Raw genomic sequence first — 15,213 nt, 5'->3', positions numbered from 1 at the left:
TGAAAGCGCTTAATATCCTAGAAATTATCGTTTTATCCCAAAAACTGAACTAAAGACTTTAATATTTGGAAAAGGATTTTATTTAAGACAATTAAAATTAAGTATCATCTAGTTTATTCAATTTTGTATTATTAGCACGTTAATTTATCCTTGCACGAAATAAGAAGTTTACTATTAAATTTTTAAGTAATTTTTATAGAAAGATAATTGACATCGTTTCACTTGAATTTTACACTTATTTATAAATTAAACGCTTACAAGGGGGAGTCATTATGAATAAAATTGCTATCGCAGGTGCAGGTGCAATGGGCGGTCGGATTGGGAGTCAAATTAAGAAGGCTGGATACGATGTGACACTGATTGATACATGGAAAGAACATGTGAATCAAATAAATGAACACGGTCTTGAAATCGAAACAGAAACAGATACCTATACGATTCAAATTCCTGCCCTATTACCTCAAAATGTAAATGAGGCATATGACTTAATCATTATCTTAACGAAATCTATGAAATCAGAAGAAATGCTTCAAACGTTATACAATCGAAATGCCCTTCACCCTGATACTGCTTTACTTACTATGATGAACGGTCTTGGACATGATGAACGATTTTCTAAAATTGTGCCACAAACTCAAATTTTCCTTGCCGTTACCATGTGGACTGCTGGCATGCGTGGTCCTGGAAAATTATTATTAGAAGGCACAGGGAGTATTGAGTTTCAACGTGCAGATGGCCAAGCTGATCACCGTACAGAAGTGATTCATCGAATTTTCAATGATGCAAAACTTAACGCTACAATCAGTGATAATGTGTTCAAATCTATTTGGAGTAAAGCGACTGTCAACAGTGTTGTAAATCCATTGTGCACTATCCTAAACAAAACCATTTATGAATTTGGCAGTTATGTTCATTCACGTGACATGATTCAACCCATTATTGATGAGATTGTTGCTGTGGCTCATGGCCGTGGCGTTGAATTAGACGCACAAGTACTCTTACAAAAAATTGAAGACTCTTATCCAAAAGAAACACAAGGTCTCCATTATCCTTCAATGCATCAAGACTTATATAATCGTCGCTATACTGAAGTTGATTATCTTAACGGTCAAATCAGTCAATATGGTCGTGAATTAGGTATTCCAACACCGAATAATGATATATTGACTCACTTAATCCATCAATTAGAAACGAAATGGGTTCAATAAATACTGATGTCTTAATGATTTAACAGTTGCATCATATTACACGCATTAACTTAAGAGGCCAGGATGTATATCCCAAAATAAATAGCGCTAAGATGATTTTTAATAGAAAATCGTCCTAGCGCTTTCTTTTTATGATATGACTTCGTTTATACATGTCATCACTCACTATTATACTTTAAAAAATGTGACACTTTCATTTTTTCACACTGTCTTCATCCTTATTAAAAAAGACATATTCATATCATATTTTTACATATATACTTAAATTGTATGCATAATTCATATGAACACAATACGTTAAGATAAAGATTTTTACATAATTATATTGCTTTTTTAACGAAGCCACTCTATAATTTTATATAGCAAGCAATAATGTTTATTTATAACTCTATTTTGTTTTCATTTTGCTTTGCTGTTTTTGAAGATAGATGAATACCACTAAGCACATTCTATCAAAATGATTACATCTTTAGCGTTTTGGACGCCAACTTCAAAGGGGTTGATTTAAATGAAAGAATATCGTCACTACATACATCAAGTGGGCACGATTAAAACCTTACTAGAGGGACATCATGAAAGCGAAGTGACAATCGCTGAGTTATTACGTTACGGTGATTATGGATTTGGTACATTGAACCATACTGATGGTGATTTTGTAATTATTGATGGGCAACCCGTTCATATGAATCAATATGGAGAACATCACGGATTAAATGGTAAAGAGAAAGTGCCGTATGGCGCTGTTGTTCAATTTAGACCCCAGCATGACTTCGTAGTTAAACAAGTGGAACATGTTGATATTTTTCAACATATCAAGGAAAGGCTAATAAACACACAGCTTTTCTCAATGACTAAACTCACAGGCGATTTTAATTATATTCACTTAAGTGTTTATTCTAAAAATCATTCACCTCACACGCTCAAACGCCCCTTTCATATACCTCAAACTGAACGTGCAGTGCGACAAATTAAAGGTACAATTTTGATTCTTTATACACCTCATGATTTTACTGGTATTCATCCACCGGGTTTCAGTGCCTATTTCGTTTCGGAATATCATGAACTTGTAGGCAAGGTCCTTAGCTTTAAAGTTTCAAATGCTGTAGCCCAACTTCAAAATTTGGATGGATATACAATGATCTGTCCTGCTGCTGAGCCATTGTTTATTAGGCATTTGTCATTATAGCGTATATTTTCTATTGATGATTTGTGGAACGTAAGTGAAGCAAGGACATATTGGAAAATAGCGAGTACATAATCAGATTATAAAATTGAAAATACTCACCCATTAAATATCGTTTGATGAGGTACTTGCTCAAGAATTTTAATGTCAATGACCGCCTTTTAAAAGAAAAGTCATACTGTTACTAACAATTATTAGCAGTATGACTTTTGGCCTATGCGTTCCCTTTATATAGAAATTAAAATAAAAAGCACTCCCACTAAATACATCAATCTGTATTCAGCGAAAGTGCCTCCCATGATTACTACTGGGAAAACTCAAAAACGAATCGGTATTGAACGCATTAATTGTTTGAATAGTTTGCGTATTGTGATGCTAAGCGTTGATATTCTTTTTGAGTAAGTGCGTGTGCATCAGATGTGCTACCAACAGCTGATAAAAGAACAGCTACTGCAGCAGTTGACATTAAACCTTTTACCAATTTACTCATTCATATCACCTCTTTCACTTTTAAGTATAATTATTATACCACATATTAATAATATATCAAACAGATGCTTTTGATTTGTTCCATTTTGCCTTTAACTTAAAATCTGCTAAATAATTTCACAATTAAATATTTAATATAAAAACATATTTTTTAATACACTTTCGTTTACACGCTTTATTAATATAAGACTTAACCTTATATTTTAGGGGACGTCATTTTATACCTTTTTATACATTTGTTACATAGGTGGTATTTAGAAATTTTTAGTCTCACCTAAAAATAAAGATCTAAAAATCCTTAATATTACTGAATTGCCACGATTTTTGAGATATTTTTAAATGATTACCACTATCTTTTTATTTGAAACTATTTAATAAATTCGTCATACTAAGGGTGTAATTATATCGTTACGAGGAGTGAAAGGAAGTATGAATCAACAACAACTAGAAAAAATGAAGAATGGTAAAGGTTTTATTGCAGCACTAGACCAAAGCGGTGGTAGTACCCCTAAAGCATTACGCGGTTATGGTGTTGGAGAAGACCAATATAACAATGATGACGAAATGTTTAAATTGGTTCACGAGATGCGTACACGTATCGTAACATCACCATCATTTACTTCAGATAAAGTAATTGGTGCAATCTTATTCGAACAAACAATGGATCGTGAAGTTGAAGGTAAACATACGGGTGACTACCTTGCTGATAAAGGCATTGTACCATTCCTTAAAATTGACAAAGGTTTAGCAGAAGTTGAAAATGGTGTTCAATTAATGAAACCTATGCCTGAACTTGATCAATTATTAGATCGTGCAAACGACCATAAAATCTTTGGTACAAAAATGCGTTCAAACATCTTAGAATTTAACAAAGAAGGTATTGACGCAGTAATTAAGCAACAATTTGAAGTTGCACAACAAATTATCAATAAAGGTCTTGTACCTATTATCGAACCTGAAGTGAACATCGATGCAGAAAACAAAGCTGAAATCGAAGCTTACTTAACAGAATTAATTCAAAAACATTTAGATGCTTTAGCTTCAGATGATTACGTGATGTTAAAATTAACAATTCCAACACGTGCGAACCAATATGAATCATTAATTAACCACCCTAACGTTGTTCGTGTGGTTGCTTTATCAGGAGGCTACAGCCTTGAAAAAGCAAATGAATTCTTAAAAACAAATAACGGCTTAATTGCGAGCTTCTCTCGTGCATTAATTAACGATTTACGTGTAAGCCAATCTGACGAAGAGTTTGATCGCTTATTAGGCCAAACAATCGATTCAATTTACGACGCTTCAGTGAACAAAGTTCAAGCGTAATAATAAAACGTTAAGAAAAGCAAACCGAATCGCATTCAATCTATGAATGCAAATCGTGTGGAAACACAATTTTTCAAATCAATTGTGTTTCCACTTTTTTTATATCAAGAAAAAAACGCCTATCAGAAGGGCACGATTTAAATGTGCGCTCTGATAGGCGTTGTATGTTCGAACGACTCTTTTAGTGTTCTAACATTTCATCTTTTACTTCTTCTTTTGACAAGTTAGCTGGGTAATATGTTGGCCAGTTATCTAGCTCTTTTAAGACTTTATCACGATCATTGCCCATGAAAATATGGAAGTGTTCAGATTTTTTAGGTGCAATATTATGGTCGCTAAATTGTACATATTTTGGTAAGTCTTTAGACGCTTCACCTTCAAGTTTGAAAGTATAACGAACACCACGGTTGCCGCCTTTGTAATCTAAAATGTCTTTACCATCATAATGGTATGTGCCAGTCATTGACTTACCATTTTTAGTGAAGGTGATTTGGTCACCTGAGATTTTAATTTTTTCTATATCTGTTTTATAACCTTTTTCATAATACGATTTGTATTCTTTCGCGGATTTATCGCCTTTATCTTCAGCTTTATGTTTGAAGACTTCATCTAAAGTACCATCTTTTAATAAAGGATAAACAGATTGCCAGTTACCTGCATAATCAGAAAGTTCGCGGTCTTTCACTTGGCTATCTTTGAAGTAACCATCTTGGATTGCTTTTGTATGTTTATTTGCTGCTTTATCATCTTTAACTTTAATTTTTTCATTCAATGCTTTTTCAAGGTTTTTCACGTTTTCTTTCATTAATGATTGATATGTCGCATCTTTCGATTGATCATCTGTAACAGCTTCCATGTTGTTAAATTTCAACGTTTTCGCATTTGTTTCTTTGCGAATTGTATCTGTCACTTTATGTGAAATATTTTCTTCATAAAGAATGTATTTCGCACCTGTATCATTAATTTCATCAACGATTTCAGTTAATTCTTTTTGTGATGGGTCTTCCGCATTTAAACCTTCAACCCCTTTTTGTACAAAACCGTAACGATCAGCTAAATAGCCTAAAGATTCATGTGAAATGAATACCGCATTACCTTGACGGTCTTTTGTAATATCTTTCATATCTTGATCAATGCCATCTAAATCTTTTAATAATTTATCTGCATTTTTCTTATATTCATCTTTATGATCTGGATCGCGTTTTACTAAATCATCACGAATTGCAGATACGAATTTTTTATCTAATTGTGGATCTAACCATACGTGTGGGTCATAGCCACCATGATGATGATGTTCTTCACCATGTTCATGATCATGTCCTTCATGTTCATGTGCTTCTTCGCCATGTTCATGATCATGTCCTTCATGTTCATGTGCTTCTTCGCCATGCTCATGGTCGTGTCCTTCTTCACCATGTTCATCGTGATCACCATGCTCATCATGTTCCCCGTGTTCATGTTGATCCGTTAATAAAGTTGCTCTGTCTAAATGATCCTCTAATGAAAGTTTGTGATCATCTTTTTTAATTGCCCCAGCTATTTTTTTAGAAACTGGATCTAAATTATCGCCCGTATAAATAAATAGATCCGATTTACTTGCATCTATAATATCTTTTTGTGATGGTTCAAAGCTATGTAAATCCGTCCCTTTCGGATAAATAGAATCTACTTGTACATGTTTACCACCAATTTGCTTAACAAACGATTGCAATGGGAAAACCGTTGTTGTTACTTTTAATTGGTCGTTTGATGATGCTTTATCGTCACCTTGACCACAAGCCGCTAACACAGAACCCGACAATACCACTGTCGCTAATAACTTGAAACTTTTTTTCATGATGTGGTCTCCTCCTAAAAATAGTAATGATTTCGATTTAAAATTATACGCTAAACATTTCATAAGCGCAATATGCATTTTTAAAATCATTATTTTCTAAAAATGACAAATTGCAAAATCTGTTACTTTTAATGCGCCGAAATGCTTCACTTTTATCATTACTGTAAAGGATAACCTTGCTTTTTTGACAAAATCATAAAAAAAGAGACGGAACAGAAATCAATTTGATGGTCTGTACCGCCTCTACTCTATTCACCTTACACTTTGTTTCTGATTCTCTCTATCTTGCTTTCATTTTGCATCGAGTCTGAGTTTGACCGCTTCCCCTACAGCTCGTGCTGAAGCTGGATTTTGTCCTGTAATTAATTGTTCCGCTTCAACGACAAAACTTTTTAATGGTATTAAGCTTTTTTGATAAACTGCGCCTTTTTCTTTTAATGCGGTTTCTAACTGATACGGCACTTGTTTTTTGCGGCGTGCTAAACCTTCTTCTCGATTTGAAAAACCTGTCAACCGTTGCCCTTCTATAAGAAAATGATTGTGCGGGCGTTTAACTTCAAGTAACGCACTCGCACCGTGACAAACTGAAGAAATAACACCTCCACGATCATAAATGTCGTTTACTGCATGGGCAATCGTATCATGTCCTCGGAAATCATACATCACACCATGACCACCGGTAAAATAAATCGCATCATACTGTGTCACATCAGCTTCATCGATGGAAGGCGAATGATGCAGTTTTTGCATAAAACTTTCATCTTCATAATATTGTTTAGTCAAACGATCTAACGTCACTTTATTCATACTCACGGGATCTAGTGGCGTTTCGCCTCCATTGATATTATATATATCCAATTGATAATTCGGATTATTTTGGAATACATCATAAAAATGCACCAGTTCGCTCAACCATAATCCTGTTGGTAAATCAAAGCCATCAAATTGATCATAACTCGTATTTACAATCATTATCTTTTTCATTTTGAACACATCTTTCGTCTTTTTTCACCATTATAACGAACATTTCTCGATACACTTAATGAGTTGCTTAACAATTGCGCTATTTGGTATTAGAACGCCTTCCGACAGTGATAAGCGCAATAAATCATTGTTTAGCACAAAAAAAGAACGGCAAAATCTTTTTCTAATTATCAGATTTTACCGTTCATCGCTATGTGTTGTCTGGATGTGCTTTTTGGCATTTAGCGATTGCTTGGTTGTAAGCTGCTAGTTTTTCTTGCTTAATCATATAAGCTGCAGTATTGACCGGTTCATATGCTTCCCACTCCGCTCTTTTTTCAATCAATACAGCTAAAGAGAGCAGAGAGATTTTAGGTGATGTTTTTGTTGTCATATTATAAATCTCCATTCAAGAATTGCGCCTCCCCATTGAAAAAGCTCCAATTCGCATCTGTATTTTCTACAAGGCTAATCAGTACATCTTCTTTTCGAATACCTAATTTTTGATGTAATGTTTCTACCAACTTGCGATAAAAAATCGTTTTTTGTTCTTCCGTCCTTGGACGCGTGATAAGCGTAAAAACTAACACATCCTTCGTCCGTTCTACGCCTAAACCTGTATCTAAAATTTGCATCTCATACGCTTCGTGTTGCGTCACGATTTGATAGCGATCCCCCACCGGTGCATGAAAGGCTTCTAGCATCACTTCATATGAGATATCTAAAACTTCCTTAATATAAGCTTCATCTTTCCCTTTAATGAGATCTATTTTAATGATTGGCATTATCATTCCCCTTTTCATCAAGATTTGAGTAACCCCATTTTAATGCGAGAAGTAGACCAACAAATGTTCCTATAAAACCATAAAGCCAGATGGATAACATTTCATTTACAAACATTATGCTTCCCCCTTATCCACAGAGAGTTGGCGCGCTCGATAATGCATGACAGAGGAAGTTACAGTGATCGTCAGTATGCCCAAAATAGTGGCAACAGCACCGGCAGACATTGTACTTGGAATCACACCGCCAAAATAAATGACAATATAGGATATTAAACCAACGACCATCGAAAGTTCTGCTGCACGGGCAGGTGCTTTTCGTTTCGCATATACCGCATGTAAAATAGGACCCATTGTACCGGCTGCAATACCGGAAATCCCAATCCACATGAGGTCACTCATATAGAGCGGTGGTTTCAAAACTAATAAAAACGATAAAAGCCCTACAATCGGTACAGAAGCACGACTAATACGAAAAGCAATTCGATTGGCTTTCTCTGTTTCAAGATTCACCCACTTCTGTTTGACAATCAGTTTTAAAAATAAATCATTCGCGAACACTGTAGAAATAGACACAAACAATCCATCTGTCGTTGACATAGCCGCTGCTAATATAACGACACCGAATAAAGCAACAATGGCAGCAGGAAACGCCCACTCTATATATTGTAGTAAGGCTAAATCTGAACTTGCGACTTGCCCACCCAATGCTACGCGACTATAAATACCGCCAAAAAGTACAAGTAAACATAAAGCCATTACAATGATATAAGTACGAATCATGCGCCCTAAATCTTTTTCACTTTTTAGACCTAAAATTTTATTAAACAAGTGCGGCGCTGACGCAAAAGCCCATTGAATAATAATCGCACCGATAATCATTGTAAAAGAATGAAAGTGAACGGATTCAGGATTAAACACTTGGACTAAGTGATGATTTTGATGATCTAAGTTTTGTGCAATCCCTGAAAACGTATCATGGATGCTACCTTTCCAAAATAGCACAATGCCAGAGATAAAAATGGCAAGTCCAGCTACTGCCATAATGATGACTTGTATGGCATCGGTATAAATATCTGCTAGTGCACCACCTACGTAAACATAAAGCACAACAATGACTGTGATTACAATCAAACTTGAAAAGTAACTCATACCGAGTAAATGTTTGAAAATCAAAGCGCCTGCTACAAGCTGACTTGCGATATAGAAAATATTAAATAATAAGATCAAAGCCGTCCCAACACGTAAAATAGGACTGTCATAAAAATCGCCCAACCAATCTGGTAGCGAGAGGGATTGCTGCGTTGTATTTAATGATCTGACTCTTTTAGCGACCATTAAAACACCTGTAGGACCACCGATAAACATCGCTAAAAACAACCATAAATTATTGAGTCCCCACGCATACGACCATCCCGGATAACCTAGAAAGGTTGCAGCACTTAAATACGTCGCTGCAAAAGACAATCCTAGCGTACGGGGGCCAATCCTTCCAAAGCCAGTCGCAAAATCTGAAATACTGTTCATCTTTCTAGAACTGACAAAGCCTACCGTAATCATGAACGCCATGAAAACAATAAAACCTATCCATGTGTACACTTTAACGTCATTCATAATCATCCCCCTATATCTGTACTAAATTGGCTTTTTTATTTCGTGCAGGATGTGTCGGTTTCACTTTCGTATGGCCTTTGCCAAACATATTTTCACGTAAAGTTTCACCTTCATATTCTGTACGATATATGCCTCTTTTTTGTAATTCAGGAATGATTAAGTCCACAAATTCTTCAAATGTACCTGGTGAATAAGCCTGCGCAATATTAAAACCGTCCGCACCACCTTCATTCACCCATAACTCCAATTGATCAGCAATTTGTGTGGGTGTTCCGATGAATTTAGCCGTCCCATTACCTAGTCCGTGATTTTTCACCGCTTCTCGCAATGTCCATTTTCGATGTGGGTCTTTTGTATATAAATTGAGATTGCCTTGCATCGCTTCTGTCTCGATATTTTCGATATATTCATCTGGATCATATTGAGAAAAATCAATACCCGTATGTCCACTTAACAATGCGACTGAACCTTCATAGCTGACTTCATTTTGAAGCGCTTCATATTTTTCATAAGCCTCTGCTTCAGTTTCACCGATAATAGGTAAAACCATTGGAAAAACAAGTATATCTTCTCCATCACGGCCAAATTGTTGTGCTCTTGTCCGAATGTCTGTGACATATGCCCGTAACGATTCAATAGAGGTGTGTTTTGTAAACACAGCCTCTGCATGCTTTGCAGCAAATATTTTGCCTTTTTCGGAAGCACCTGCTTGAAATAAAACAGGCGTTCTTTGAGGGGAAGGCTCTACAAGATGCGGGCCGGGTATATCGAAAAATGTACCTTTATGATGAATCGCATGAACTTTAGAAGGATCAGCATACGTATCTTTCTCACGCGCTTTAACAACTGCATCGTCCTCCCAACTGTCTTCCCACAGCTGATAGCTCACTTGCAAAAATTCGTCAGCACGGTTGTAACGTAATGCTTTAGGCAAGCGTTCTTTTAAGCCTAAGTTCACTGCTTCGCTTTCTAAATAAGACGTCACAACATTCCAACCTAATCGGCCATTTGTCAGATGATCAAGTGTAGATAATTGACGTGCCAACTTATATGGATGGGCATAGGTAGTAGAGACAGTAGGTGCAATACCAATATGCTCAGTTACCGCTGCAATGGCAGAAACGAGCGGAATAGGATCATGTGCGGGGAGTTGAACTGCGTGTTTCACTGCGGCGTCATGAGATTGGTTGTAAACACTATAAGTGCCCAACACATCAGCAATAAAAATACCATCAAATAAACCACGTTCTAAAGTTTGAGCAATATCCGTCCAATATTTTAAATTGTGGTGTGTCGCTCCTTTATCTTTTGGATGTTTCCATAAACCTGAAGCATGGGGAGAGGGAGAGTTTTGGACGAATCCGTTAAAATGAATTTGTTTTCGTGTCATGAACATTACCTCCTAAGAAATAGGAAGATAAGGCATAGCTGTAGTTGACTTATCTTCTAGCAATTGTGCTACTGGAATTGGCACAGTGAATTAATCCTGTTGCCGAGATTTCATCGGGCCAGTCCCTCCATCTCTCTTGATAAGACGATGATGTACACTCATGGGGTACTTTTTAATAAGTGAAAGGTAAAGCACTGACCGGTAGAATAATCACTTCCTTCACATGGCGGCTTACGCTTTAAAAGCGCTCATGTCAATCTACCGGATCATGAATTTCCATTTATTTTCATTTTGTGCGACGCTTAAAAGTTAAATTTTGGCAAAGCCTTTTTCCAAATCTGCGATAATATCATCGATATGCTCAAGGCCTATCGAAAGACGAATCGTCTCCGGGGCAATACCTGCTGCTGTTTGTTCTGCTTCCGTCAATTGTTGATGTGTCGTGGATGCGGGGTGAATGACAAGTGACTTTGCATCTCCTACATTCGCTAATAAAGAAAATAATTCTAAGCCTTCAATAAACTTTTTACCTGCTTCGTATCCACCTTTAACACCAAAGGTAAAGATGGAACTTGCACCTTTTGGTAAATACTTCTCTTTTAACGCATAATATTCACTCGTAGGTAAACCAGCATATTTAACCCATGCGACTTTATCATGCTTTTCAAGATATTGTGCAACTTTTTCAGCATTTTCCACATGACGTTCTAATCGTAATGAAAGTGTCTCTAAGCCTTGCGTTAGTAAAAATGCATTGAATGGTGAAATCGCTGCCCCTGTATCTCTTAAAATTGTTGTACGAATTTTAAAAGCAAGTGCGGCTTCTCCAAATTTTTCACTGAACACTAAGCCGTGATAAGACGGATCGGGTTCACTTAATCCTGGAAACTTGCCATTATCCCAATTAAAGTTACCTGCATCAACAATAACACCACCCATTGATGTTCCGTGCCCACCAATAAATTTGGTCGCAGAATGAACAACAATGTTCGCGCCATATTCAATCGGACGTAAAAGATAAGGCGTTGCAAATGTATTATCAACAATAAGCGGTATACCTTGAGCTTTTGTAATCGCTGCAAGTGCATCGAAATCCTCAACATTGCCTTCTGGGTTCCCAATGGTTTCTACAAATAATGCCTTCGTATTGTCTTGAATCGCATTTTCTATACTACTGACATCTTTCGTATCTACTAATGTGACATCAATCCCATATTTAGGTAACGTATGTGTGAAAAGCGTATGTGTTCCGCCATATAATGTAGAACTTGCTACAATATGATCACCCTTCTGTGCTACAGCTTGAATCGCATACGTGATGGCTGCCATACCTGAAGCAACTGCTACACCAGCCACACCCCCTTCAAGTTCAGCCACACGTGTTTCAAGCACGTTTGTGGTAGGATTCATCAGTCGTGTGTAAATATTACCAAGTTCATCTAAGCCGAATAAATTCGCCGCATGTGCCGTATCATCAAAAGTAAAAGATGTCGTTTGATAAATCGGTAAAGCACGTGAATGGCTACTTTCGTCGACTTCTTGTCCTGAGTGCAATTGCAACGTTTCAAATTTAAAATCACTTGTCATTTGACATTCCCCCTAATAATAAAAAATAAAAGCCTACCTGATAAAGATAGACTTTTACTAGAAGACTTATCTCTCAGGTTAAATCACCTGCAGGAATTAGCACCTAACTGAATAGGTTGCCTGGTTTCAAAGGGCCTGTCCCTCCACCAATCTTGATAAGTATTATTCAATTGTTAAAATGCAAGATGTATCGCGCAAATAGAACGGCCAATACAATAACCGTGCGGGTGTTTTATTGGCTTTTAATGATACAACAAGTCTATCTAACATCCTTAACGATGTCAATACACAAATCCGAATTTTCTTACAAATTGAAAAAATTTGAAAAATGTCTGTTCGTATCAACACGTAGCCTGTTTATTCAATGTAAATCGACTGGCTGATCATTTCGGTTTTAATAAACTGTTGGACATCAATGACACGTTGATTTAATGACCCTTTATAGGGCAAATTAGGTTGATATAATTTTTGAATGAACATACCGTCTACAATGACATCAACTTGTTTTAATAACGCAGTCCGTTCATCATCTGCAAACCATAAATACTCAAATAAAAAGCCTGTCCAAACCCAAATTGATTTCCGGCTACCGTAGCGTTCTCGAAAAGCATGTACTAATGGGATAACAATATCTAAATTACAAAAAGGTTCGCCCCCTAAAATGCTTAATCCTGAAATATATTCCGGTGCACACGCATCTAACACTTCCGATATCAATGTTTCCGTTGCCCGTTCACCATATCGAAAATTTTGGGCTGCCACATTGTAACAACCTTCGCATAAAAATGGGCACCCTGAAACATAGACACTGCAACGTACACCTTCTCCATCGACGAAGCTTTGGTATTCGATTTTAGCGATATAACCTGCACCCTTTTTTATTTTTTGTGCAATCATGAGGGATTCGCTTTCATATGTTTCACACGTGCGCACATTTCTTTATGACGCCCTTCAATCATTGGCCGTTGCACAGGATTACCTAAATAACCGCATGTCCGTTTAACAACATCGACCGTTTCAGGATTATGGTTTCCGCAATGTGGGCAACTATAACCTTTTTCAGTTGTTTCAAAGTCTCCTTCGAAACCACAGTCATAACAACGATCGATTGGGATATTTGTACCTAAATAGCTCACACGATCGTATGAATAATCCCACACCGCTTCAAGCGCTTTAACATTATGGTCTAATTTAGGGTACTCACAATAATGAATATAACCACCGCTTGCAAAATGAGGATAATCTTTTTCAAAATCTAATTTTTCAAACGGTGTCACGTCTTTTCGTACATCGTAATGAAACGAGTTTTGATAATAACCTTTATCTGTAATATCAGGAATCGAGCCAAACGCCTCATAGTCTAAACGGCAAAATCGATCTGTCAAAGACTCACTTGGTGTGCTATAAATACTAAACCAAATGTCATGCGCTTCAGTCCAACTATATTGATAAGCTTGCATCTTTTTTAAAATTTCAAGTGTAAAAGCTTTCGCATCTGCGTTAGTTTCCCAATTAGGCCCAAAGAACACTGTCGCTGCTTCATAAAGTCCAATGTACCCCATAGAGACAGTCGCACGTTGCTTATTAAATAAAGCGTCCACCGAATCGTTTTCATCAAGACGGTATTTAAAAGCCCCGCGTTTGTATAAAATTGGCGCATTGTTTGGCACTGCTTCTTTCACACGTTCAATACGATAAGCCAACGCATCGTGTAGCACTTGCATCCGTTCATCAAATAAAATCCAAAAACGTTCAATGTCGCCTTCTGATTCAATCGCAATGCGTGGCACATTTAAAGTGACAACACCTAAATTACAACGACCACTATTTTCATATTCACCATTCTCATTTTGCCAAGCCGGTAAAAATGAGCGGCAACCCATAGGTGCTTTAAAATCACCAAGCAACTCTACAGTTTTGTCGTAATTTAAAATATCTGGATACATGCGTTTCATAGAACATTTTAAAGCCAATTGTTTAATGTCATAGTTTGGATCTGACGGTGCCAAATTCGTTCCTTTTTTAATTGAAAAGACAAGTTTTGGGAAAATGGCTGTAATTCGATCTTTACCTAACCCTTTAATCCGTGTTTTTAAAATTGCTGTTTGGACTTTGCGACTAAGTTCATCCGTACCAAGACCAAAGCCTAAAGTCACAAAAGGTGTCTGTCCATTAGATGTATATAATGTATTAATTTCATATTCTAGACTTTCAATCGCATCACTAATATCTTGTGTCACACGTTGATCGACATAAGTTTCAATATGCGCTTTGTCTACAAATTGTTGCGCAATATCGCGATGTTTTTGTTCGTTATATTTCGCATATGTACTTAATAGTTCATCCACTCGATCAATCGTGCAACCCCCGTATTGACTGCTCGATACATTCGCAATAATTTGAACGAGTTGTGCGGCTGCTGTTTGTATCGATTTAGGAGATGTGACTTGCGCATTGCCAATTTGAAAGCCTTGCGCCAACATCCCTTTAGCATCGATTAAACAACAATTTGTTAATGGCTGAAATGGATGATAATCTAAATCATGAAAGTGTATTTCCCCTTTTCGATGTGCCTCTGCCACGTGTTTTGGCAATAAATAATCTAAAGCGTACGATTTTGAGACTACCCCTGCAGTCAAATCACGCATTGTTGAAAACGTTTCACTATCCTTGTTTGCATTTTCATTTACTATTGTAGGATCTTTTGTCATTAAACCAGTAAGTTCTTTTTCCAGTTGTGTCAAAATATCACTCTTTTCTATATATAGTATCTATAAATAATCATAAACACCATATATAGTGCTTTTCAAATGATAACTGACGGATTTACGAAT

14 protein-coding genes and 2 riboswitches are annotated in these 15,213 nt (G+C 36.6%); of the genes, 3 read left to right on the top strand and 11 right to left on the bottom strand.

The features are described 5' to 3' along the window. The first annotated feature begins 272 nt into the window (after positions 1 to 272). Positions 273 to 1,208 carry a ketopantoate reductase family protein gene (locus CD118_RS03535; protein ID WP_060829344.1) on the top strand — a complete coding sequence of 312 codons (936 nt, stop codon included), beginning with the start codon at positions 273 to 275 and terminating at the stop codon, positions 1,206 to 1,208. A 508-nt stretch (positions 1,209 to 1,716) separates the two neighbouring features. Continuing rightward, on the top strand, positions 1,717 to 2,394 hold the full coding sequence (locus CD118_RS03530; RefSeq protein WP_050345122.1) for an acetolactate decarboxylase: 678 nt from the start codon (positions 1,717 to 1,719) through the stop codon (positions 2,392 to 2,394). A 340-nt stretch (positions 2,395 to 2,734) separates the two neighbouring features. On the opposite strand, the gene CD118_RS11955 is transcribed toward CD118_RS03530, so the two are convergent. Further along, positions 2,735 to 2,881: a hypothetical protein gene (locus CD118_RS11955; RefSeq protein ID WP_158491199.1), complete on the bottom strand. Its 147-nt coding sequence runs from the start codon at positions 2,879 to 2,881 to the stop codon at positions 2,735 to 2,737. A 428-nt stretch (positions 2,882 to 3,309) separates the two neighbouring features. Between CD118_RS11955 and CD118_RS03525 the strand changes: the two genes are divergently transcribed. Then, positions 3,310 to 4,206, top strand: coding sequence for a fructose bisphosphate aldolase (locus tag CD118_RS03525; protein WP_050329855.1), 897 nt, complete (start codon positions 3,310 to 3,312; stop codon positions 4,204 to 4,206). Between the two features lie 181 nt (positions 4,207 to 4,387). Here the strand turns inward: CD118_RS03525 and adcA are convergent, their stop codons facing one another. From adcA to nrdD, 10 genes are all read right to left on the bottom strand, one after another. Next, positions 4,388 to 6,043, bottom strand: a complete 1,656-nt coding sequence (adcA, locus tag CD118_RS03520) for a zinc ABC transporter substrate-binding lipoprotein AdcA (protein ID WP_103356262.1) — start codon at positions 6,041 to 6,043, stop codon at positions 4,388 to 4,390. Positions 6,044 to 6,334: 291 nt separating this feature from the next. Next, the gene (locus CD118_RS03515) at positions 6,335 to 7,027 is read right to left on the bottom strand and encodes a type 1 glutamine amidotransferase domain-containing protein (protein WP_103356261.1); all 693 of its coding nucleotides are present in this window, start codon (positions 7,025 to 7,027) and stop codon (positions 6,335 to 6,337) included. Between the two features lie 190 nt (positions 7,028 to 7,217). Beyond that, on the bottom strand, positions 7,218 to 7,400 hold the full coding sequence (locus CD118_RS03510; RefSeq protein WP_142380859.1) for a hypothetical protein: 183 nt from the start codon (positions 7,398 to 7,400) through the stop codon (positions 7,218 to 7,220). Between the two features lies 1 nt (position 7,401). Beyond that, positions 7,402 to 7,791: a tautomerase family protein gene (locus tag CD118_RS03505; protein WP_050329851.1), complete on the bottom strand. Its 390-nt coding sequence runs from the start codon at positions 7,789 to 7,791 to the stop codon at positions 7,402 to 7,404. Further along, positions 7,778 to 7,906, bottom strand: a complete 129-nt coding sequence (locus CD118_RS12295) for a hypothetical protein (RefSeq protein ID WP_268768011.1) — start codon at positions 7,904 to 7,906, stop codon at positions 7,778 to 7,780. Before CD118_RS12295 ends, CD118_RS03505 begins: the two co-directional genes overlap by 14 nt. Beyond that, positions 7,906 to 9,402 (bottom strand): sodium:solute symporter family protein, encoded by a 1,497-nt coding sequence (locus tag CD118_RS03500; protein WP_060829340.1) that lies wholly within the window; start codon positions 9,400 to 9,402, stop codon positions 7,906 to 7,908. The genes CD118_RS12295 and CD118_RS03500 overlap by 1 nt, the downstream gene beginning before the upstream one ends. Positions 9,403 to 9,412: 10 nt before the next feature. Continuing rightward, complete coding sequence (locus CD118_RS03495; RefSeq protein WP_103356260.1) at positions 9,413 to 10,792, bottom strand: LLM class flavin-dependent oxidoreductase; 1,380 nt, start codon at positions 10,790 to 10,792, stop codon at positions 9,413 to 9,415. Between the two features lie 46 nt (positions 10,793 to 10,838). Next, a riboswitch (SAM riboswitch) is annotated at positions 10,839 to 10,938 on the bottom strand. Positions 10,939 to 11,101: 163 nt separating this feature from the next. Beyond that, the gene (locus CD118_RS03490; protein WP_060829338.1) at positions 11,102 to 12,379 is read right to left on the bottom strand and encodes an O-acetylhomoserine aminocarboxypropyltransferase/cysteine synthase family protein; all 1,278 of its coding nucleotides are present in this window, start codon (positions 12,377 to 12,379) and stop codon (positions 11,102 to 11,104) included. A 63-nt stretch (positions 12,380 to 12,442) separates the two neighbouring features. Then, a riboswitch (SAM riboswitch) is annotated at positions 12,443 to 12,541 on the bottom strand. A gap of 195 nt (positions 12,542 to 12,736) precedes the next feature. Further along, a complete protein-coding gene (gene nrdG / locus CD118_RS03485; protein ID WP_050345115.1) occupies positions 12,737 to 13,276 on the bottom strand; it encodes an anaerobic ribonucleoside-triphosphate reductase activating protein in 540 nt (179 codons plus the stop codon). Beyond that, positions 13,273 to 15,123, bottom strand: coding sequence for an anaerobic ribonucleoside-triphosphate reductase (nrdD, locus tag CD118_RS03480; RefSeq protein WP_060829337.1), 1,851 nt, complete (start codon positions 15,121 to 15,123; stop codon positions 13,273 to 13,275). The genes nrdG and nrdD overlap by 4 nt, the downstream gene beginning before the upstream one ends. Positions 15,124 to 15,213 lie beyond the last annotated feature (90 nt).

Source organism: Staphylococcus coagulans, from assembly GCF_002901995.1.
GTDB classification, from domain to species: Bacteria; Bacillota; Bacilli; order Staphylococcales; family Staphylococcaceae; genus Staphylococcus; species Staphylococcus coagulans.
This window is presented reverse-complemented; position numbering and strand designations above follow the sequence as displayed.